The organism is Pseudonocardia sp. ICBG601 (genome assembly GCF_020496245.1).
In genome coordinates this window covers 99,954-119,440 of the sequence record NZ_JAHLJA010000002.1, presented here as the reverse complement: position 1 = coordinate 119,440, position 19,487 = coordinate 99,954, and the positions used below count along the sequence as shown (strand labels likewise).

At 73.4% G+C, this 19,487-nt stretch carries 19 protein-coding genes; 5 read left to right on the top strand and 14 right to left on the bottom strand.

The window, feature by feature from the left end; translation table 11 throughout:
• Positions 1-8: 8 nt before the first annotated feature.
• From KPL57_RS00665 to KPL57_RS00655, 3 genes are all read right to left on the bottom strand, one after another.
• Entirely contained in the window at positions 9-488 is a 480-nt protein-coding gene (locus KPL57_RS00665) for an NUDIX hydrolase (protein ID WP_226349970.1), read from the bottom strand.
• A gap of 106 nt (positions 489-594) precedes the next feature.
• Positions 595-2,082 (bottom strand): adenosylhomocysteinase, encoded by a 1,488-nt coding sequence (ahcY, locus tag KPL57_RS00660; protein WP_226349969.1) that lies wholly within the window; start codon positions 2,080-2,082, stop codon positions 595-597.
• 253 nt (positions 2,083-2,335) lie between these two features.
• The gene (locus tag KPL57_RS00655) at positions 2,336-3,673 is read right to left on the bottom strand and encodes a glutamate mutase L (protein ID WP_226349968.1); all 1,338 of its coding nucleotides are present in this window, start codon (positions 3,671-3,673) and stop codon (positions 2,336-2,338) included.
• A gap of 131 nt (positions 3,674-3,804) precedes the next feature.
• On the opposite strand from KPL57_RS00655, the gene KPL57_RS00650 reads away from it, so the two are divergent.
• A complete protein-coding gene (locus KPL57_RS00650) occupies positions 3,805-5,424 on the top strand; it encodes a long-chain fatty acid--CoA ligase (RefSeq protein WP_226349967.1) in 1,620 nt (539 codons plus the stop codon).
• A gap of 57 nt (positions 5,425-5,481) precedes the next feature.
• Here KPL57_RS00650 and KPL57_RS00645 read toward each other — a convergent pair whose 3' ends face one another.
• The 3 genes from KPL57_RS00645 to ald form a co-directional block, all read right to left on the bottom strand.
• A complete protein-coding gene (locus KPL57_RS00645; protein ID WP_226349966.1) occupies positions 5,482-7,029 on the bottom strand; it encodes an amino acid permease in 1,548 nt (515 codons plus the stop codon).
• Between the two features lie 82 nt (positions 7,030-7,111).
• On the bottom strand, positions 7,112-8,647 hold the full coding sequence (locus tag KPL57_RS00640; protein ID WP_226349965.1) for an amino acid permease: 1,536 nt from the start codon (positions 8,645-8,647) through the stop codon (positions 7,112-7,114).
• 93 nt (positions 8,648-8,740) lie between these two features.
• Positions 8,741-9,841 (bottom strand): alanine dehydrogenase, encoded by a 1,101-nt coding sequence (gene ald, locus KPL57_RS00635; protein WP_226349964.1) that lies wholly within the window; start codon positions 9,839-9,841, stop codon positions 8,741-8,743.
• Between the two features lie 95 nt (positions 9,842-9,936).
• Between ald and KPL57_RS69215 the strand changes: the two genes are divergently transcribed.
• Entirely contained in the window at positions 9,937-10,440 is a 504-nt protein-coding gene (locus KPL57_RS69215) for an Lrp/AsnC family transcriptional regulator (RefSeq protein ID WP_226349963.1), read from the top strand.
• Here the strand turns inward: KPL57_RS69215 and KPL57_RS00625 are convergent.
• Positions 10,434-11,024 (bottom strand): TetR/AcrR family transcriptional regulator, encoded by a 591-nt coding sequence (locus KPL57_RS00625; RefSeq protein ID WP_226349962.1) that lies wholly within the window; start codon positions 11,022-11,024, stop codon positions 10,434-10,436. The genes KPL57_RS69215 and KPL57_RS00625 overlap by 7 nt on opposite strands.
• A 110-nt stretch (positions 11,025-11,134) precedes the next feature.
• Between KPL57_RS00625 and KPL57_RS00620 the strand changes: the two genes are divergently transcribed.
• Positions 11,135-12,385, top strand: a complete 1,251-nt coding sequence (locus KPL57_RS00620; protein WP_226349961.1) for an NAD(P)/FAD-dependent oxidoreductase — start codon at positions 11,135-11,137, stop codon at positions 12,383-12,385.
• Positions 12,386-12,461: 76 nt separating this feature from the next.
• Here KPL57_RS00620 and manA read toward each other — a convergent pair whose 3' ends face one another.
• From manA to KPL57_RS00595, 5 genes are all read right to left on the bottom strand, one after another.
• Positions 12,462-13,673 (bottom strand): mannose-6-phosphate isomerase, class I, encoded by a 1,212-nt coding sequence (manA, locus tag KPL57_RS00615; RefSeq protein WP_226349960.1) that lies wholly within the window; start codon positions 13,671-13,673, stop codon positions 12,462-12,464.
• Between the two features lie 27 nt (positions 13,674-13,700).
• Positions 13,701-14,819, bottom strand: a complete 1,119-nt coding sequence (locus KPL57_RS00610; RefSeq protein WP_226349959.1) for an SIS domain-containing protein — start codon at positions 14,817-14,819, stop codon at positions 13,701-13,703.
• Positions 14,816-15,019 carry a Trm112 family protein gene (locus KPL57_RS00605; protein ID WP_226349958.1) on the bottom strand — a complete coding sequence of 68 codons (204 nt, stop codon included), beginning with the start codon at positions 15,017-15,019 and terminating at the stop codon, positions 14,816-14,818. Before KPL57_RS00605 ends, KPL57_RS00610 begins: the two co-directional genes overlap by 4 nt.
• Before the next feature lie 110 nt (positions 15,020-15,129).
• A complete protein-coding gene (locus KPL57_RS00600; protein WP_226349957.1) occupies positions 15,130-16,542 on the bottom strand; it encodes a phosphomannomutase/phosphoglucomutase in 1,413 nt (470 codons plus the stop codon).
• Positions 16,543-16,606: 64 nt separating this feature from the next.
• Positions 16,607-16,957, bottom strand: a complete 351-nt coding sequence (locus tag KPL57_RS00595; protein WP_020627719.1) for a DUF3499 domain-containing protein — start codon at positions 16,955-16,957, stop codon at positions 16,607-16,609.
• A 135-nt stretch (positions 16,958-17,092) separates the two neighbouring features.
• Here KPL57_RS00595 and KPL57_RS00590 point away from each other — a divergent pair, with 135 nt between their 5' ends.
• The gene (locus KPL57_RS00590; RefSeq protein ID WP_208622973.1) at positions 17,093-17,578 is read left to right on the top strand and encodes a metallopeptidase family protein; all 486 of its coding nucleotides are present in this window, start codon (positions 17,093-17,095) and stop codon (positions 17,576-17,578) included.
• A gap of 84 nt (positions 17,579-17,662) precedes the next feature.
• On the opposite strand, the gene KPL57_RS00585 is transcribed toward KPL57_RS00590, so the two are convergent.
• On the bottom strand, positions 17,663-17,953 hold the full coding sequence (locus tag KPL57_RS00585) for a WhiB family transcriptional regulator (protein ID WP_083658828.1): 291 nt from the start codon (positions 17,951-17,953) through the stop codon (positions 17,663-17,665).
• A 221-nt stretch (positions 17,954-18,174) separates the two neighbouring features.
• On the opposite strand from KPL57_RS00585, the gene KPL57_RS00580 reads away from it, so the two are divergent.
• Positions 18,175-18,945: a site-2 protease family protein gene (locus KPL57_RS00580; RefSeq protein WP_226349956.1), complete on the top strand. Its 771-nt coding sequence runs from the start codon at positions 18,175-18,177 to the stop codon at positions 18,943-18,945.
• Between the two features lie 7 nt (positions 18,946-18,952).
• Here KPL57_RS00580 and KPL57_RS00575 read toward each other — a convergent pair whose 3' ends face one another.
• Positions 18,953-19,483 carry an NUDIX hydrolase gene (locus KPL57_RS00575; protein ID WP_226349955.1) on the bottom strand — a complete coding sequence of 177 codons (531 nt, stop codon included), beginning with the start codon at positions 19,481-19,483 and terminating at the stop codon, positions 18,953-18,955.
• Positions 19,484-19,487 lie beyond the last annotated feature (4 nt).

The following is a 19,487-nucleotide window of genomic DNA, read 5'->3' as shown; positions in this document are numbered from 1 at the left end:
AGCGTAGGTCAGGCGCCCAGCGCCGAGACGGTGGGCCAGGTCGTCGCGAAGCCCGGGTGCAGGTCCAGCTCACCGAGCCGGTCGGTGCGCACCCAGCGCAGCTCGGTGCTCTCCGCGCCGCGCACCCGGACCGGCGGCGCGTCCGGCGTCCGCACGACGACGGTGGTGTAGCTCCAGCCGCCGTGGTCGTCGACGAACTCCTCCACCGGCGCCAGCCCGGCGACGGCGAGGGTGCTCTCCTCGGCCGCCTCGCGCAGCGCCGCCCGCACCGCGGACTCCCCCCGGTCCCGGGCACCGCCGGGGATCCCCCAGGTGCCGCCGTGGTGGCTCCAGGACGCCCGGTGCTGCAGCAGCACCCGGTCGACGCCCGCCGGGTCGGCGTCGTCACGGTGGCGCACGAGCAGCCCGGCCGCGCCGAACAGGCCCCAGTGCCGGTGACCCCGGGCGCAGTGCACCCAGCCGTCACCCGACCCGATCTCGATCGTCATCCCGACGGTGACCCCCTGGTACGCCGACGGCGCGGCGCCCCGGAAGGGACCCCCGCGCCGTCGGACGGAGAACGCGGTACCGATGCGCGATCCGCGGGCTACTCGCTCAGTAGCGGTAGTGCTCCGGCTTGTACGGACCCTCGACGTCCACGCCGATGTACTCGGCCTGGTCCTTGGTGAGCTTGGTCAGCTCGCCACCGAGGGCCTGCACGTGGATCCGCGCGACCTTCTCGTCCAGGTGCTTCGGCAGCCGGTAGACGTCCTTGTTGTACTCCTCGTGCTTGGTGAACAGCTCGATCTGGGCGATCACCTGGTTCGAGAAGCTGTTGGACATCACGAACGACGGGTGGCCGGTCGCGTTGCCCAGGTTCATCAGGCGGCCCTCGGACAGCACGATGACCGAGTGCCCGTCCGGGAAGATCCACTCGTCGACCTGGGGCTTGATGTTGATCTTCTTGATGCCCTCGACGCGGGACAGGCCCGCCATGTCGATCTCGTTGTCGAAGTGACCGACGTTGGCGACGATCGCCTGGTGCTTGGCCCGCTTGAGCAGGTCGACCGTCAGGATGTCCTTGTTGCCGGTCGCCGTGACGATGATGTCGGCCTGCTCGATGACCTGGTCCAGGGTCGCGACCTGGTGGCCCTCCAGCAGCGCCTGCAGCGCGCAGATCGGGTCGACCTCGGCGACGATGACGCGCGCGCCCTGGCCCGCGAGGGCCTCGACCGAGCCCTTGCCGGTGTCGCCGTAGGCGGCCACGACGGCCACCTTGCCGCCGAGCAGCACGTCGGTGGCCCGGTTGAGGCCGTCGACCAGCGAGTGGCGGATGCCGTACTTGTTGTCGAACTTCGACTTGGTGACCGAGTCGTTGACGTTGATCGCCGGGAAGAGCAGCTCGCCGCGCTCGGCCAGCTGGTACAGCCGGTTGACGCCGGTGGTGGTCTCCTCGGTGACGCCGCGGATGTCGGAGTTGATCGTCGTCCAGCGCTGCGGGTCCTCGGCGAGGCTGCGGCGCAGGGTGTCGAACACGACCCGCTCCTCGTCGGAGACGGACAGGTCGTCGTCGTCGAAGCTCGGCACGACGCCGGTCTTCTCGAACTCGACGCCCTTGTGCACGAGCAGGGTGGCGTCGCCGCCGTCGTCGAGGATCATGTTCGGGCCCACGACGTTGCCGTCGGCGTCACGGAACTTGAACAGCTGCTCGGTGCACCACCAGTAGTCCTCCAGCGACTCGCCCTTCCAGGCGAAGACCGGGACGCCCTGCGGGTTCTCCTCGGTGCCGTGCGGACCCACGACGGTCGCGGCGGCCGCGTAGTCCTGGGTGGAGAAGATGTTGCAGGACACCCAGCGGACGTCGGCGCCGAGCGCGACGAGGGTCTCGATGAGGACCGCGGTCTGGGTGGTCATGTGCAGCGAGCCGGCGATCCGCGCGCCGGTCAGCGGCTTGGACTCCCCGTACTCACGGCGCAGGTCGATCAGGCCCGGCATCTCGTTCTCGGCGAGCCGGATGTCCTTGCGGCCGTACTCCGCCTCGGAGATGTCGGCGATCGCGAAGTCCAGGCCGCCGGCGTGCTGCAGCTTCGGGTGATCGGTCATGGGGTGGGTGCGCCTCCTCAGGCGTAAGAGTCGTACTCGTCGGCACGACGGGTGCGGTCCGACCGGGAGGAGGAGCGGCGTACACGGTTCACGGCGTCCTCCCTCCTCGTCGGAGACAGGCGCCCTTCCTCGTCCGTGCCGGCCGGGCCCGAGCGTGGCGGCCGGTGACGGCCGCTGCAGCGCCTCTCGGCGCCCGGCGATGTCGCGACCTCCATGGTTCCGAGCCACCGCGGGGGTGTCAACTCAGGCGTGATCAGCCCGTCAGGTGCTCGGCGAGCAGCCCGCCCGCCGCGACCTCGCGGCCGTGCGCGGCCAGCAGCCCGGCCGGGGCCAGCACGGACTCGCTGTCGACCCGCACCTCCGCCCGGGCCAGCAGCGGGGCCAGGACGGCGTCGTGGCGCACCGTGAGGGCCGCCGCGGCCAGCCCGGCCGCGTCGCGCTGGCGGAACACGCCCCCGGTGAGCACGACGAGACCGATCTCACCCGCGTCGACGGGGGTGTCCGGGCCGGTCCCGGGGTGCGCGGGGTCGGCCAGGACGCCGGTGTGGCGCAGGTGCCTGCGCAGCGCGACCACCGCCGCGATCGCGGCCAGCCTGCGGTCCTCGGCGGCCGCGCCCCGGTCGGCGGGCACGGTGGCCCGCGACTCCTGCAGCGCGGCGACGGCCGGGCCGAGCAGGTCGGCCTCCACCGGGTCGACGATGCCCTCGGTCTGGGCCTCCGTCAGGACGCCGACGGCGCCGTCGCGCACCCCGAGGTCGCCCTCCACGGTCGCGGCCGCCGGGCCGGGCCCGGGGCCGCTGCGGTGCACGTCGGTGGTCGCCGACCCGACGTCGACGACGAGCACCCCGGTCCCGGTCAGCCGGGCCAGCACCCCGGCCCCGTCGCCGACCGCGGCGTGCGTGGCGGAGTGGACCAGTGCGCCGAACCGGCCGGTGCCCGCCCCGAGGACGTGCCGGGCGTAGAGCGCGGCGACGGCGTCCCGCGCGGGCCCGGCGACGATCCGGCCCGGCTGCGGCGTGACGTTGGGGCAGGTCGTGACGGCCCGCCCGCCGGCCAGCAGCAGGCCGAGCGCGTCGGCGCGGGCGCCGTCGTCGACCGAGAGCAGCACCGGCCAGTGCCCGCGGGTGCGGGCCAGCCTGCCCGCGTTGTGCAGCAGCACCGCCGGGTCGGCACCGTCGGCACCGCCGAGCAGCAGCACCGCCCCGGGGCGACGGCTCGACAGCTCCAGCACCGCGTCGGGCTCCAGCGGCCCGGGGTGCACCCCGACCACCCGGGCCCCCGCGGAGCGACAGACCCGGTGCCCGGCCTCGGTGGCGATCAACGTCTCGGCCCCGACCACGGCCAGGCGCAGTGCCCCGCCCGCCGAGGAGCAGGCCAGCACCCGCGGCGCGGCACGCCTGCCCCGGCCCGCGGCGGCCGCCGCGGCGGCGACGGCCGCGTCGACCCCGGTGAGCACGTCGGCCGTGGTGGGGTGCTCGGCGAACCCCGCCGGGGTCCCGTCGGGCAGCACCAGCACGGCCTTGGTCCAGCAGGAGCCGACGTCGAGGCAGACCGCAGGCGAGTGCGGGTCGTCCGGCGACGCGTCGGTCATGGACGGCGAGCGTACTGCGGTCGGGCGGTCACAGGGAGTGTCCGCGGCAGATCCGTTGCGACCCGCACCTGCCCGAGAGGTGGGTGATCGCGGTCACCTCCGCCGGTAGGTTGATCGATGTGCTCGGACTGATGCAGGACCGCCCGCTGACCCTGCCGCACGTGTTCCACCGCGCGGAGCAGCTGTTCGGGCGCAAACGGATGGTGACCGCTCGGCCGGACGGCACCGAGGACGTCGTCACGGTGGCCCAGTGGGCCGAACGGGTGCGGCGGCTCGCGACCGTCCTGGACACCCTGGGCGTCTCCGCGGACGGCCGCGTCGGCACGTTCTGCTGGAACACCTCCCGGCACCTGGAGCTCTACCTCGCCGCCCCGTGCACCGGCCGGGTGCTGCACACGCTCAACATCCGGCTGCACCCCGACCAGCTCGTCTACGTCGCCGAGCACGCCGGCGACGAGGTCGTCTTCGTCGACCGCTCCCTGCTGCCGCTGTTCTGGCCGCACGTCGACCGGCTGCCCGGCGTCGCGCACGTGGTGGTGCTCGACGACGGCGCCGACGTCGCGGTCCCCGACGACCCGCGGATCCGGTCCTACGAGGAGCTCCTGGCCGCGGCCGAGCCGTACGCGGGCCGGTTCGTCGTCGACGACGAGAACAGCGCCGCCGCGATGTGCTACACGTCCGGGACCACCGGGAACCCGAAGGGCGTGGTCTACAGCCACCGCTCGACGATGCTGCACTCGCTCGTCACGCTGATCGCCGACGGCCCGGCACTGTCCGAGCGCGACGTCGTCATGCCGGTCGTGCCGATGTTCCACGCGAACGCCTGGGGCCTGCCCTACGGCTGCCTGCTCGCCGGCACCGACCTGGTGTTCCCCGGCCCGGACCTGTCCCCCGGCGTGATCGTCGACCTCGTGGAGCGGCACCGGGTCACCGTCACCGGCGGGGTCCCGACGATCTGGATGAACGTGCTGCCGCTGCTCGGCGAGCGCGACCTGTCGTCGCTGCGCACGATCTTCTGCGGCGGCTCGGCGGTCCCGAAGGCGCTGTGCGAGGAGTACCGCGTCCGGCTCGGCGTACCGCTGCTGCAGATCTGGGGCATGACCGAGACCTCGCCGATCGGCACGATGGCCGTGCTCGGCTCGCACCTCGACGGTGCCTCCGACGACGAGCTCGCCGCCGCGCGCGTCCGCCAGGGCAGACCGATGCCGCTGGTGGAGATGCGGATCGCCGACCCCGAGACCGGCGAGGAGATGCCCTGGGACGACCACGCCACCGGCGAGGTGCAGGCGTCCGGGCCGTGGATCGCGAAGGAGTACCACAAGGGCGAGGGCGGCGGTGCTCAGTTCACCGACGACGGCAGGCTGCGGACCGGCGACGTCGCCACCGTCGACCCGTACGGCTCGTTCCGCCTGGTCGACCGCACCAAGGACCTGATCAAGTCCGGCGGCGAGTGGATCGGCACGGTCGAGCTGGAGAACGAGATCATGGCGCACCCGAAGGTGGCCGAGGCCGCGGTGATCGGCGTCGCGCACCCGCAGTGGGTGGAACGGCCGCTGGCCTGCGTCGTCGTCGAGCCGGGCGCGACGCTGACCCTCGACGAGCTGCGGGACTTCCTCGCCGACCGGGTCGCGAAGTGGTGGCTCCCCGATGCCCTGGAGCTGGTCGACGAGGTGCCGAAGACCAGCGTAGGCAAGTTCTCCAAGAAGACCCTGCGCGAGCGGTTCGCCGGCTACACCCTGCCGAACGCATGATCATCGGTACCTGAGCGCTGCCCGGCCGGGCCGTGACAGCGCTCAGGTACCGGTCGACTACTGCTCCTCGCCCCGCTGCGGGGCCCTGCGGCCGCGGGACTCGGCGGCGATCTCGGCCAGGGTCTGGCCCGTCGCCAGCCGGGAGCGCGTCCGGCCGTAGACGAAGTAGATCACCGCACCCAGCGCCATCCAGCCGAAGAACCGGATCCAGGTGTCGGCCGGCAGGAACAGCGCCACACCGAAGCAGGCCACCGCCGACACGATCGGCAGCACCGGCATGAACGGCACCTTGAACGTGCGCGGCAGGTCCGGGCGGCGCTTCCGGAGCACGATCACGCCGATCGAGACCAGCACGAACGCGGCCAGGGTGCCGATGTTGACCAGCTGCCCGAGCTCGGTGAGCTCCAGGAAGCCGCCCATCAGGGCCGCCGAGACACCGGTGATGATCGTCAGCCGGTACGGGGTCCGGAAGGTCGGGTGCACCCGGGCCAGCCACGGCGGCAGCAGCCGGTCGCGGCTCATCGCGAACGCGACGCGGGTCTGCCCCAGCATCAGCGTCATGATCACGACGGTGAGGCCGATCAGGATGCCGAAGGAGATGATGAACTCCGCCGCGGGCAGCCCGGTCGCCGCCATCGCCGCCGCGGCCGGTGCCTCCACCCCGAGCTGCTCGTAGGGCAGGATCCCGGTGTAGACCAGCGACACGATGATGTAGAGCAGGGTGGCGATGGTCAGCGACGCGATGATGCCGATCGGCATCGTGCGCTGCGGCTCCTTCACCTCCTCCGACAGCGTCGCGACGATGTCGAAGCCCAGGTAGGCGAAGAAGACCAGCGCGGCCGCGGTGAAGACGCCGGTCAGGCCGAACGCCGTGTCGATGCCGAACAGGTCCATGATCAGCGGGGTGCCCGCCGCGGTGGAGTAGTCGGCGGGCCGGGACTCGGGGACGAACGGGATCCAGTTCTCGCCCGAGACGAAGAAGACGCCGATCCCGATGATCCCGGCGACGATCACCAGCTTGAGCGTGGTGACCGTGGCGTTGACCCAGGCCGACAGCTTGATGCCGACTATCAGCACGGTCATCATCAGCAGCGCGATGAACACCGCGGGCAGGTCGATGATCCCGTCTCCGCCGGGCCCGGCGGAGACGGCCTCCGGCACCGGGAGCCCGATGCTCGCCATCACCGTGTCGAAGTAGCCACCCCAGCCCTTCGACACCGTGGCCGCGCCGAGGGTGAACTCCAGGACCAGGTCCCAGCCGATCATCCAGGCGATGAACTCGCCCATCGAGGCGTAGGAGAACGTGTACGCGCTGCCCGCCACCGGGACGGTGGAGGCGAACTCGGCGTAGCAGAGCGCCGCGAGCGCGCACACGATCCCGCTGATGAGGAACGAGAGCGACACCGCGGGACCCGAGTAGAGCGCCGCGGCCTCGCCCGCCAGCACGAACACGCCGGTGCCGATCAGGACACCGATACCCATGATCGTGAGCTGGACCGGTCCGAGTGCCTTCTTGAGCTGGAACTCCGGTTCCTCGGTGTCCCGGATCGCCTGCTCGACCGTCTTGGTGCGGAAGATCCCGCCATTGGGGCTTCTGGCCGTCATGGCCGAAAAGATACGTTCTGTCCGTTTGATACGGAACGGCGGCGCACCCGGGAATCGGGTACGCCGCCGTCGCCGGGGGAACTCAGTCGGAGGACGTCGCCTGGGCGGGCAGGTCACCCCGCTCGCGACGGCCGAGGATCGAGTTCTTCCGCGAGTAGGAGAAGTACACGATCACGCCGATGACCATCCAGATGACGAACCGCAGCCAGGTCTCCACCGACAGGTTCAGCATCAGCCAGACGCAGGCGAGCACGGCCAGGATCGGCACGAGCGGCACCAGCGGGGTACGGAAGCCGCGCGGCAGGTCCGGCCGGGTCCGGCGCAGGATCACCACGCCGATCGAGACCAGCACGAACGCGAAGAGCGTGCCGATGTTGACCATCTGCTCGAGGTCCTGGGCCGGGAAGAACGTCGCGACCAGGGCGATGACGACGCCGATCAGCCAGGTGGCGCGCCCCGGGGTGCCGAAACGGTTGGTCTTGGCCAGCGCGGTCGGCAGCAGCCCGTCGCGCGACATCGCGAAGATGACGCGGATCTGGCCGAGCATCAGCACCATGACGACCGTGGTGAGGCCGAGCAGCGCGCCGACGGCGATGATCGTCGCCGCCCAGTTGATGCCGAGCGAGGCGAACGCCGTGGCCAGCGTGGCGCGGGTGCCGTCGGGCTTCGTGGCCAGGTCGGTGTAGGGCACCATGCCGGTGATCACGAGCGCGACGGCGACGTAGAGCACGGTGACGATCGCGAGCGAGCCGAGGATGCCGCGCGGCAGCGCCTTCGACGGGTTCTTGGTCTCCTCCGCCGTCGTGGCGACGGCATCGAAGCCGATGAAGGCGAAGAACACGATCGCGGCGGCGGCGAACACGCCGTAGACCCCGAAGACGCTCGACGAGGCGCCCCCGAAGAACGACAGCAGCGACTGCTGGATGCCGGTGCCGGTCTCGACCGTGCCGGGCGTGGGCTCCGGGACGAACGGGGTGTAGTTCGCCGCGTTGATGAAGAAGGCGCCCAGGATGATCACGAACAGCACGATCGCGACCTTGATCGTGGTGATCACCAGGCTGACCCGGCTGGACAGCTTCGTGCCGCGGTAGAGCAGGAACGCCAGGACGACGACGAGCAGCAGCGCGCCCCAGTCGAAGGAGAAGAAGCTCCCCAGCTCGAACGAGGTCGAGACCTCGATGCCGATCAGGCCGAGGGTCTGGGCGAGGTACTCCGACCAGCCCTTCGACACGTAGGCCGAGCCGACCGCGAACTCCAGGACCAGGTCCCAGCCGATGATCCAGGCGATGAACTCGCCCAGGGTGGCGTAGGAGAAGGTGTAGGCGCTGCCGGCGACCGGCACCGTCGAGGCGAACTCTGCGTAGCAGAGCGCGGCCAGGCCGCAGGCCACCGCGGCCAGCACGAACGACAGCGACACCGCGGGTCCCGCGATGTTGCCGGCCGTGCTGGCGGCCAGGGTGAAGATGCCGGCGCCGATGACCACCGCGACCCCGAAGACGATCAGGTCGATCGTCCCCAGGTCCTTCTTCAGCCGGGTGTCCGGTTCGTCGGTGTCCCGGATGGATTGCTCGACCGTCTTGGTGCGGAACATGCCGCCACCACGGCTCGTGACCGTCATGGGCGGTGAAGCTACGACGTCGTTGCGTCCTGCGTCACGTCTCCGTGCACAGATTTGAGGTCACGATGCTGTTGCGCCGTCGAACCCGGCCGGTCAGAGGGTGTCGTGCGGCAGGCCGTGCGCCTGCGCGACCTCGTGCGACAGCAGCGTCCCGGCGTGGGTGGACAGGCCCGCGGCGAGGTGCGGGTCGGCCTCGGTCGCGGCCCGCCAGCCCTGGTCGGCCAGGCGCAGCACGTGCGGCAGCGTCGCGTTGGTGAGCGCGCGGGTCGAGGTGTGCGGCACCGCGCCGGGCATGTTCGCGACGCAGTAGAAGACGGTGTCGTGCACCCGGTAGGTCGGGTCGGCGTGGGTGGTGGGCCGCGAGTCCTCGAAGCATCCGCCCTGGTCGATCGCGATGTCGACGAGCACGGCGCCGGGCCGCATCTGGGAGACGAGCTCGTTCGACACCAGGGTGGGCGCCTTGGCCCCGGGCAGCAGGACCGCGCCGATCACGAGGTCGGCGCTGGTCACCGCCTCGCGCACGGACAGCGCGGTGGAGTACTGGGTGCGCACGGCACCGGCGTACTGCTCGTCGATCGCGCGGAGCTTGTCCACGTCGACGTCGAGCACGGTCAGCTTCGCGCGCATGCCGGCGGCGATGGCGATGGCGTTCGCCCCCGCGACACCGGCACCGAGCACGACGACGTCGGCACCCGGCGCGCCCGGGACGCCGCCCAGGAGCATGCCGCGCCCGCCCGCCGAGCGCATGAGGTGGTAGCCGCCGGCCTGCGGGGCGAGCCGGCCCGCGACCTCGCTCATCGGGGCGAGCAGCGGCAGCCGGCCACGGGAGTCGGTGACGGTCTCGTAGGCGATGGAGGTCGTCCCCGCCGACAGCAGCGCGTCGGTGCAGGCGCGCGACGCGGCCAGGTGCAGGTAGGTGAACAGCGTCAGGTCCGGGCGCAGGTGGCCGTACTCCGAGGAGATCGGCTCCTTCACCTTGAGCAGCAGCTCGGCCGAGCCCCACACCTCGGCGGTGTCGGACACGATCTGCGCCCCGGCCTCCTTGAAGTCGGCGTCGGAGATCGCGGACCCGGCGCCGGCGTCGTGCTCGACGACGACCTCGTGCCCCCGCCCGACGAGCTCGTGCACCCCGGCGGGCGTGAGCGCCACCCGGAACTCGTTGTCCTTTGTCTCCTTCGGCACCGCGACGCGCATGTCCCTCTCCTCCACTCGGCCCGCTACCTGCATCAATGGTGAAGAAACATCGATAAGCTGCCAACAGAACTGAACAAGATTCTCGGAGGCCTTCTGTGAACGATGATTCTTCGAATCCGCGGCGGATCAGGCCGTCACCGTCGAACCCTGTTCGGCTCGACGGGGTCGACCGCGCCCTGCTGCGCCAGCTGGAGCGGGATGCCCGGACACCGAACAACTCACTCGCGGCGGGGGCCGGGATCGCCCCGTCGACCTGCCTCGGCCGGATCCGGGCACTGCGCGAGCGCGGGGTGATCCGCGGCTACCACGCCGATGTCGACCCGGCGGCGACCGGCCACCCGCTGCAGGCCATGATCTCGGTCCGCCTGCAGTCCGACGCCCGCGACCGGCTCGCCGAGTTCGTGACCCGGGTGTCCCGCCGCCCCGAGGTCCGCGACGTGTACTTCCTCGCCGGCGACGACGACTACATGATCCGGGTCGCGACCGCCGACACCGTGGCCCTGCGCGACCTGGTCGGCACGCTCAACGCCTGGGCCGAGGTCGCGGGCACCCGGACGTCGCTGATCTTCGAGCACCACCGGGCGCCCGACACCTACTGAGCCCCGTCGTAGCCGTGGCGGAGCAGGGCGAACGCCGCGTCGAGGTGCTCGCGGGCCCGGCCCGCCTGCTCGCGCAGCAGCGGCGGGATCCCGACGACGACGTGTGCGAGCACCCGGTCCGCCGGTGCCGGCTCGGCGCGCCCGGCGTCCGCCGCGAGTGCCGCGGCCAGTGCCGCCTCGTGCCGGGCCCACATCCGGCGCGCGTGGTCGCGCAGGCTCGGCGCCGCGTCGGTCAGCGCGCGGAACCGCTCCATCTCGGCCGCCGACGGCCGTCGCGCGGCGGGCGGGCCGTCGACCCGCGCGAGCAGCCAGGCGTACAGCCCGTCGACGACGTCGGTGCCCGGCGCGCGGTCGCGCACCGCGGCCACCAGCTCGGACTCCTGCTCGGTGTCCTCGTCGAACAGCAGCGCCTCCTTGCTGCCGAAGTGCTTGAACAGCGTGGTGACCGAGACGTCCGCGGCCTCGGCGATCTCGGCGACGGTCACCTCGTCGAAGCCCCGGTCGAGGAACAGGCGCAGTGCGGCGTCCGCGATGCCCTGGCGGGTGGCGGCCTTCTTGCGTTCGCGGCGTCCGGGTGCGGTCACGGCGACAGGTTAGCGCAGTCACTCAGAAAGTGAAGTCACTACACTTTTCAATCGACTTCACCTACAGTCGTGGCCGACCCACTCGCACTCCCCCCACCCCGGAGGCCACCATGACCACCCCACCGCACGTCCTCGTCACCGGAGCCGGACCCGGCGGCCTGACCCTCGCCCGCGTCCTGCAGCGCCACGGCGTCGCTGTCACCGTGCTCGAACGCGAGGCCGACATCACCACCCGCGACCAGGGCGGCACCCTGGACATGCAGCGCGACAGCGGGCAGGTCGCGCTGTCCGCCGCCGGTCTGCTGGAGGAGTTCCTGCGTGTGTCCCGGCCCGAGGGCCAGGACATGCGGATGCTGGCCCCGGACGGCGCGGTCCTGCTCGACGAGCGGGCCGCCCCCGGCGAGCTGTTCAACCCCGAGATCGACCGCGGCGACCTGCGTGCGCTGCTGCTCGGGTCCCTGGCCCCCGGCACCGTGCGCTGGGGCACGCGGCTGGACCGGGTCGAGCACCGCGACGACGGCAGGCTCGACGCCGTGCTCGCCGGACCGCCCGACGGCACCGGTCCCGGCACGCGGGAGCGGGTCACGGCCGACCTCGTCGTCGGGGCGGACGGGGCGCGCTCGCGGGTGCGACCGCTGCTGTCGGCGGCGACGCCGTCCTACACCGGGGTGACCTTCGTCGAGCTGCGGGTCACGCCCGCGTCGTTCCCGGGCCTGGAGGCGCTCGTCGGACGCGGGGGGATGACCACCCGCGCCGCCGGACGGGCCCTGTTCTGCCAGCGGCTCGGCGACGGCTCGGCCCGCGTCTACGCCGGGTTCCACCGTCCGCCCGGCTGGGCCTCCGAGCACGGCCTCACCACCACCGCCGGGGTGCTCGCCGACCCGGCCGCGGCCCGCGCCGTGCTGCTCACCGCGTTCGCGGGCTTCGCCCCCGAGCTGCGCGAGCTGATCGTCCGGTGCGACGACCGGATCGTCGAGCGGCCGCTGGAGATGCTGCCCGTCGGGCACCGCTGGGACCCGGTCCCGGGGGTCACGCTCATCGGCGACGCGGCGCACCTGATGTCGCCGTTCTCCGGGCAGGGTGCCAACTCGGCCATGCTCGACGCCGCCGACCTGGCCCGCGAGGTCGCCGCGACCCCGCACGACCTCACCGGCGCGGTCGCCCGCTACGAGGCGACGATGTTCCCGCGGGCGGAGCACAACGCCGCCGGCGCGGCGCAGGGGCTGGAGCGCTTCTTCTCGGCGGAGGCGGCCGCCGACCCGGTCGCGGTGTTCGCCGAGGTGATGGCCGAGGTCGGTGCGGCCGGGGCGCACGGCGACGCCGACGGGACCGACCCCGCCGCGGCCCGCCGCACCGGGTGAGCCGGGACGCGGTGGCCCGCGGCGCGGCGGGCCACCACCAGGAGACCCGCAGCGCGACGGGCGAGAGCGCGGTGGGCTACAGCGCGTCGCCGGACAGGAAGACGGTGGCCCCGTCCTCGCCGGTGGTCAGGACGGCGCCGCTGTCGGCCGCGGAGAGGAACACCGCGCGGCCGCGGGGCAGCTCGACGGTGACACCCCCGGTGTCGACCGCGGCGTCACCGTCGACGCACAGCAGGATGCGGGCGCCGGTGCCGGGGACGTCCAGCTTGTCCCGGCCGTCGGTGACCGCACGGCGGAGCAGGAACTCCTCGACCGGCACGTCGTAGCGGTGCCAGCCGTCGGCGCCGGGGTCGGGGACCGGGGCGCGGACCGGCGGCGGCAGGGCGGTGAAGTCGAGGACGCGCAGCAGCTCCGGCACGTCGACGTGCTTGGGCGTCAACCCGCCGCGCAGCACGTTGTCGGAGTTGGCCATCACCTCGATGCCCGCCCCGGACAGGTACGCGTGCAGGTTCCCGGCCGGCAGGTACAGCGCCTCGCCGGGGGCCAGGGTGATCCGGTTGAGCAGCAGCGCGGCGAGCACGCCCGCGTCGTCGGGGTAGCGCTCGGACAGGTCGAGCGCGGTCTTCGCCTCGCCGGTCCACTCCTTGGCGGTGCCACGCTCCAGCAGCCGGACCGCACCGTCCTGCAGGGCCGGGACGAGCCCGTCGAGCACCGACTGGGGCAGCGTGATCCAGGTGGTGAACAGCGCGCGCAGCCCGTCCGGGCACGGCTGGCCGGCGAGCAGCTCGGTGTAGGCGGCGAGCTCGGGGACGTCCAGGGCGCGCAGCAGCTCCACCGTGCGGGCCGGCTCGCGGAACCCGACCAGCGCGACGAACTCGGTCAGCGCGCAGATCAGCTCCGGCTTGTGGTGGGCGTCGCGGTAGTTGCGGTCCGGCGCGTCCACCGCGATCCCCGCGGCGTTCTCCCGCTCCCAGCCCTCGCGGGCCTGCTCCAGGCTCGGGTGGGCCTGCAGGCTCAGCGGTTCCTCGGCGGCCAGCACCTTCAGCAGGAACGGCAGCCGTCCCTCCCAGCGGTCGCGGCCCGGGCCCAGCGCGGCGACCGGGTCGGCGGCGATGAGCTCGTGCAGCGGGCGGGTGCCCCCGGCGACCGTCGACGGGGCGGCCGGGTGCGCGCCCAGCCACAGCTCCGCCTGCGGGTGGGGTGACGGGACGGGCTCGCCGAGCAGCTCGGCGATGACCGTCCGCGAGCCCCAGGCGTAGGTGCGGATCGGGTTCTCCAGCAGTTCCACGGGTCTCCCGGTGTCAGGTGCGCGGGGTCAGGTGATCAGGGTGGCGCCGGTCGCCAGGCCGAGGTACACGGCGGCGATGTCGGCGCGCAGGGCGAGCACACCGGCCCGCAGCAGCGCCGCGTCGCGGGTGCCGCGCGGGATCTCGTCGACCGGGTGCGCCAGGTCGGCGTTCGGCCACTCCCGGCCGAGCACCCGGCGGCTCACCGACTGCGGGTCCTCCTCCCCCGTGCCGAGCAGCACCAGCCGCGGCGGCGGCGCGTCGCCGCCGGGGGCCGGGTCGTCGAACGGGTCGTGGAAGATGTCGCCCCCGCCCCGCTCGGACAGGTCGACGGCGACGCGCAGCCCGGCCAGGGTGCCCGCCTGCGCGAGCCCGTCGGCGTGCGCGACGACGCCGGCGTGGGTGGCCAGCGCCAGCGCGCCGTGCCGGGCCACCGCGGCGGCGGCCGGGTCCACGCCCCACAGCAGCGGCGTCCGCTCGGCCAGCCGCAGCGCGAGCGCCTTCGCCGGGTTCACGAACGGCTCGTGCGCGGGCTGGCAGCGCTCGGCCTCGGCGTCCAGCGCGTCGGCCAGCGCCTCGAGCCGGGCCGGGACCTCCTCGCTGCGCATCCCGGGCAGCAGGTCCAGCTCGGCGACGGCGACCAGCGCGACCGTCAGCGCCTGGGCGAACCCGAGCCCCTCGGGTAGCGGGATGCGCGGCTCGACCAGCCGGGCGCGCCCGGCGCCGGCCTGGGCGACCGGCCCGGAGTCCGGCGCGGACAGCACGACCTCGGCGCCGCGGTGCACCGCGACGGCGACGGACTCGGCCAGCTCCGGGTCGGTGGGGTCCGCGGAGTGCGCGACGACGACGTCCAGCGGCCCGATCCAGCCCGGCAGCCGCTCGGCGGCCACGACCGGCACCGGACAGCGGTCCCCGAGCAGGGCCGTGACGAGGTCGGCCACCACCCCGGAGACACCGGGCCGGTGCAGCAGCACCAGCGCGCGCGGACGGTGCCCGCGGAGCCGGTCCAGCCCGGCCTGGCCCGCGGTGTACAGCGCGGAGCGGACCTGGGCGCCCGCGGTCGCGGCGGCCCGCAGGACGCCCGTGGTGTCCCGCGCCGCCAGCCCCTCGGGATCGGCCAGCAGCGTGTCGTCGAGCACCCCGTTCACCCGTCGTCCCGTCCGTCCCCCGCCGGCCCGGTCCCGGGCAGCGCCTCGTCGAGGAGCAGCACCGGGATCCCGTCGGTCACCGGGAACGCGCGACCGCACACCGTGCAGGTCAGCCGGTCCTCACCCGGGGTCAGTACCGCGTGCGCGTCGCACGGGCAGGCCAGGATCTCCAGCAGCTGGGGGTCGAGCTGTAGGGCCACGGTTCTCCTCGTCGTCATGTCGCGCTCTCGATGCTGCCACCCGGTACCGACACTCCGCGGCAGCCGACCGGGTACGGACGCCATCACCGCAGGTGTGCGGGGCCGCGCGATCAGGCGCGCACGACCGCCAGCACCTCGTCCACCAGGGCACGGACGGCCGCGTCGTCGGCCGCCTCGACGTTGAGCCGCAGCAGCGGCTCGGTGTTCGAGGCCCGCAGGTTGAACCACGACCCGTCCGGCAGCGAGACGGTCAGGCCGTCGAGCCGGTCGAGCTCGACGCCGTCGCGCGGGCCGAAGACGCCCTCGATCTCGGCGACCCGCGCGGCCTGGTCGCCGACCGTCGAGTTGATCTCCCCGGAGGCGGCGTAGCGGTCGTAGCCCGCCATCAGCCCGGACACCGTCGCCCCGGCGGCGGCCGCCCGGTGCTCGCCGAGTGCGGCCAGCAGGTGCAGCGCCGCGAGCATGCCGGAGTCGGCCTTCCAGAAGTCGCGGAAGTAGTAGTGCGCGGAGTGCTCGCCGCCGAACACCGCGCCGGTCTCGGCCATCGTCTGCTTGATGAACGAGTGGCCCACCCGGGTGCGGACCGCGCGGCCGCCGTGCTCGGCGACCAGCTCCGGGACCGCCCGCGAGGTGATCAGGTTGTGGATGACGGCGACGTCGGACTCCCCCGCCGCGTGCGCCCGGGCGAGCTCGCGGGCCGCGACCAGCCCGGTGATGGCGCTCGGGCTCACCGCCTCGCCCCGCTCGTCGACGGCGAAGCAGCGGTCGGCGTCGCCGTCGAAGGCCAGGCCGAGGTCCGCGCCCTCGGCGACGACCCGCTTCTGCAGGTCGACCAGGTTCGCCGGGTCCAGCGGGTTCGCCTCGTGGTTCGGGAAGTTCCCGTCGAGCTCGAAGTACAGCGGCACGACGCGCACGTTCAGGCCGTCGAACACGGTCGGGACGGTGTGCCCGCCCATCCCGTTCCCGGCGTCGACGACGACGGTCAGCTCCGGGGAGGCGTCCAGCGAGGTCAGGTCGACCAGGCCGCGCAGGTAGCGCGCGTAGCCGGTGAGCATGTCCTCGGTGCGCACGGCACCCGGCGTCGGGACCTCGGGGACCCCGGAGTCGAGGAAGCGGCCCGCCTCGTCGCGGATCGTCGCGAGGCCGGAGTCCTGGCCGACCGGGACGGCGCCGGCGCGGCACAGCTTGATGCCGTTGTAGGCGGCCGGGTTGTGGCTCGCGGTGAACATCGCGCCGGGCAGGTCCAGCGTGCCGGAGGCGTAGTAGAGCATGTCGGTGCTCGCGAGCCCGATGTCGACGACGTCGAGCCCCTGCCCGGTCACCCCGTCGGCGAACGCCGCCGCGAGCGCGGGCGAGCTGTCCCGCATGTCCCGCCCGACGACCACCGCCGACGGCGCCGGGTCGTCACCCGCCACGAGCCGCGCCGTCGCCGCACCCAGTGCGCGCGCGGTGGGCTCGTCCAGTTGGTCGCCGACGACACCGCGGATGTCGTAGGCCTTCACGATCGCCGAGAGGTCGGGCACGACGCACGACCCTAGCGCAGCCGTGTCACCCGTCCGCGCAGGTCTCCTCACCCCGTGGGGCGGCTCAGCCGTCCTCGGGCTTCGGGAGCACCCGCAGGTGCCCGCGCCGCCCCGTGCCGCCGGGCCGTGCGACCACCTCGACCGGCCGGTCCACCCGGCCCGCCTCGCGGACGGCGTCGGCGAGCGCGGTGAGGTCCTCGCCGCTGTGCTGGGGCTGGGCGAACTCGCCCTCGAACCGGACGACCTCCCACCCGCGGGGGGCGGTGAGGTTGTGCGCGTGCCCGGTGCACAGGTCGTAGGAGTGCGGCTCGGCCTGCGTGGCCAGCGGGCCGACGACGGCGGTCGAGTCGGCGTAGACGTAGGTGAGCGTGGCGACGGCGAGCTCGGTGCAGCCCGTCCGTGAACATCTCCGCACACTCAACACGTCGCCGACGATAGCCCGTCGCGGGCCCGCCGCCGCACTGCGACGCGCACCCCGCTCGGCGGACGGTCCGCCCGCCGCGGTCGCGGGTCACCCCCGGGTGGGGCGCGGGGGTCCTAGAATGCCCTGGTGCCCACCGCTCGTCCCGAGAACGACCGCCGGTCGCCGCGCAGCCCGCGCCGGCGGGACCGGCGAGGACGCGGCCTGCGCGGCCTGATGTACCCGGTGTCGACGCCGGCCTTCCGCACCCGCGCCGAACGCTTCGACGCGAAGGTGCTGGAGGCGCTCGAACCGATCGAGGCGCGCTGGGGCCCGGAGCTGGTCGACCTCGACCTCGCCGTCGACGACGTGCCGTCGGTCGACCGCACCTCGCCCGACGAGATCGTGTGGGGCACCGGGGTGCTGGCCGACGTCGGCGTCCCGCTGGCGCACCTCGTGCCGGCCGGGGTCGACTCCGCCGGGATGCCGACCCGGGCGCGGATCGTGCTCTACCGCCGCCCGCTCGAGGCCAGGGCGCGCAACGGCGAGGACCTCGCCGACCTCGTGCACGAGGTACTCGTCGAGCAGGTCGCGGAGTACCTCAACATCGAGCCCGACGCCGTCGACGGCGGCTGAGCGTCCCCGCGGCACGACCCGGGGACGACGACGGGCCGGTCACCGTGACGGCGACCGGCCCTCATGTGTTCCCCCCGGAACAGGTCAGACGGCGGCGCGGCGCAGGCGGCGCCGTTCCCGCTCGCTCAGCCCGCCCCAGATGCCGAAGCGCTCGTCCTGGGCCAGCGCGTACTCCAGGCACTCGGCCCGGACCTCGCAGCCGGAGCAGATGCGCTTGGCCTCACGGGTGGAGCCGCCCTTCTCGGGGAAGAACGCCTCCGGGTCGGTCTGCGCGCAGAGCGCGCGCTCCTGCCAGTCCGGCACCTCTTCGGAGGAACCGTCGTCCAGCAGGCCCTTCAGGTCCAGGATCTGGGCGACCTGGTCGTAGTCGGCCATCTCGTGATCGGGCCGTTCGACCGTGCCCAACGGCTCGGCCTCCACCGGCCGCAGCATCCGCATGAACCCCTCGACGTCGTCCACTCGCCCACCTCCCCGCAACGCACTGGCGAATGACACCGCTGTAAGTACAGCGCTGACACTCGCTCTGTGCAAGCCGGCTCTGCCGATTGAGTGAAGGGTCGCGCGCGGGCGTTTCCTCCGACGTGGAGTATGGGTACGTGCCGTCCCTGACACGCCGCATCAGCCCCTGGTTCCTGCTGATCCTCGGCGTCACCCTTCTCGGTGGTGTTCTCGCCGCCGCCGCCGTCCCCACCCGATCGGGGGCACTGGCGACCTCCGGGATCTTCGTCATGGTGCTCGGCGGCTGGGTGGTGTCGCTGTGCCTGCACGAGTACGGGCACGCCATCACCGCCTACCGCGGCGGGGACACCTCGGTCGCGGCGAAGGGCTACCTGACCCTCGACGTGCGGCGCTACGCCGACCCCGGCCTGTCCCTGGTGCTGCCGCTGATCATCCTGCTGATCGGCGGGCTGCCGCTGCCCGGCGGCGCGGTGTGGATCAACCAGTGGGCGCTGCGGTCGCGGGCCCGGCGCAGCGCGGTCTCACTGGCGGGCCCCGCGGCGAACCTGGCCCTCGGCATCGTGTTGATCATCACGGTGGCCGTGTTCCCGGGGATGCCGCTGCCGGTGGCGGCCGGGCTGTCCGCGCTCGCGTACTTCCAGATCATCGCGTTCGTGCTGAACATGCTGCCCGTGCCCGGCCTCGACGGCTGGGGCGCACTGGAGCCGTACCTGTCCGCGCCGGCGCGGCGCCTCGGCGAGCGGGTCCGGCCCTGGGCACCGTTCGTGCTGCTCGCCCTGCTGCTGTTCGTGCCCGGGGTGAGCGCGCTGTTCTTCGCCGCCACCCAGCTGCTGTTCGGCGCCGCCGGCGGGAACCAGGAGCTGTTCCGGCTCGGCTACTCCGCGATGTTCTTCTGGCGCAACTTCTGAGCCCGGCTCAGCGGGCGGCGGCGACCATCGTCGCGACGGTGTCGTCGTCGGCGGGCAGCGCGTCCACCGGCCACCACCGCAGGTCCAGCGACTCGTCGCTGATCCGCGGCGTCGCGCCCGCGGGGGCGCGAACCAGGTAACGCACGTCCAGGTGGCGGGTCGGGACCCCGAGCGAGCAGGTGACGGGGTGGACGTCGACGTGCAGCGGGTGCTCGTCGATCTCCAGGCCGTCGATCCCGGACTCCTCGGTGGCCTCGCGCAGCGCCGCGGCGCGCAGCGAGTCGTCGCCCGGCTCGCAGTGCCCGCCCAGCTGGATCCAGCGGCCCACCCGCGGGTGCAGGGTCAGCAGCGTGTGGTCCCCACCCGCGTCGAGCAGCAGCGCCGACGCGGTGAGGTGCCCGGGCACGCAGGAGCGGTCGCAGGCGTCGTCGGGGCGCGCGTCGAGGAAGGCCAGCAGCGCGTGCTGCAGGGCCCGCTGGCCGGCGTCGCGCGGTGTCCAGGCACCCAGCTCGCGGGCGGCCGTCGCCGGGGCTACCACGGGC

Bases quoted from the DNA above. Each gene is read 5' to 3' on its own strand.
- KPL57_RS00665 (WP_226349970.1), bottom strand. From the start codon at position 488: ATGACGATCGAGATCGGGTCGGGTGACGGCTGGGTGCACTGCGCCCGG.
- ahcY (WP_226349969.1), bottom strand. From the start codon at position 2,082: ATGACCGATCACCCGAAGCTGCAGCACGCCGGCGGCCTGGACTTCGCG.
- KPL57_RS00655 (WP_226349968.1), bottom strand. From the start codon at position 3,673: ATGACCGACGCGTCGCCGGACGACCCGCACTCGCCTGCGGTCTGCCTC.
- KPL57_RS00650 (WP_226349967.1), top strand. From the start codon at position 3,805: ATGCAGGACCGCCCGCTGACCCTGCCGCACGTGTTCCACCGCGCGGAG.
- KPL57_RS00645 (WP_226349966.1), bottom strand. From the start codon at position 7,029: ATGACGGCCAGAAGCCCCAATGGCGGGATCTTCCGCACCAAGACGGTC.
- KPL57_RS00640 (WP_226349965.1), bottom strand. From the start codon at position 8,647: ATGACGGTCACGAGCCGTGGTGGCGGCATGTTCCGCACCAAGACGGTC.
- ald (WP_226349964.1), bottom strand. From the start codon at position 9,841: ATGCGCGTCGCGGTGCCGAAGGAGACAAAGGACAACGAGTTCCGGGTG.
- KPL57_RS00620 (WP_226349961.1), top strand. From the start codon at position 11,135: ATGACCACCCCACCGCACGTCCTCGTCACCGGAGCCGGACCCGGCGGC.
- KPL57_RS00585 (WP_083658828.1), bottom strand. From the start codon at position 17,953: ATGGCCGACTACGACCAGGTCGCCCAGATCCTGGACCTGAAGGGCCTG.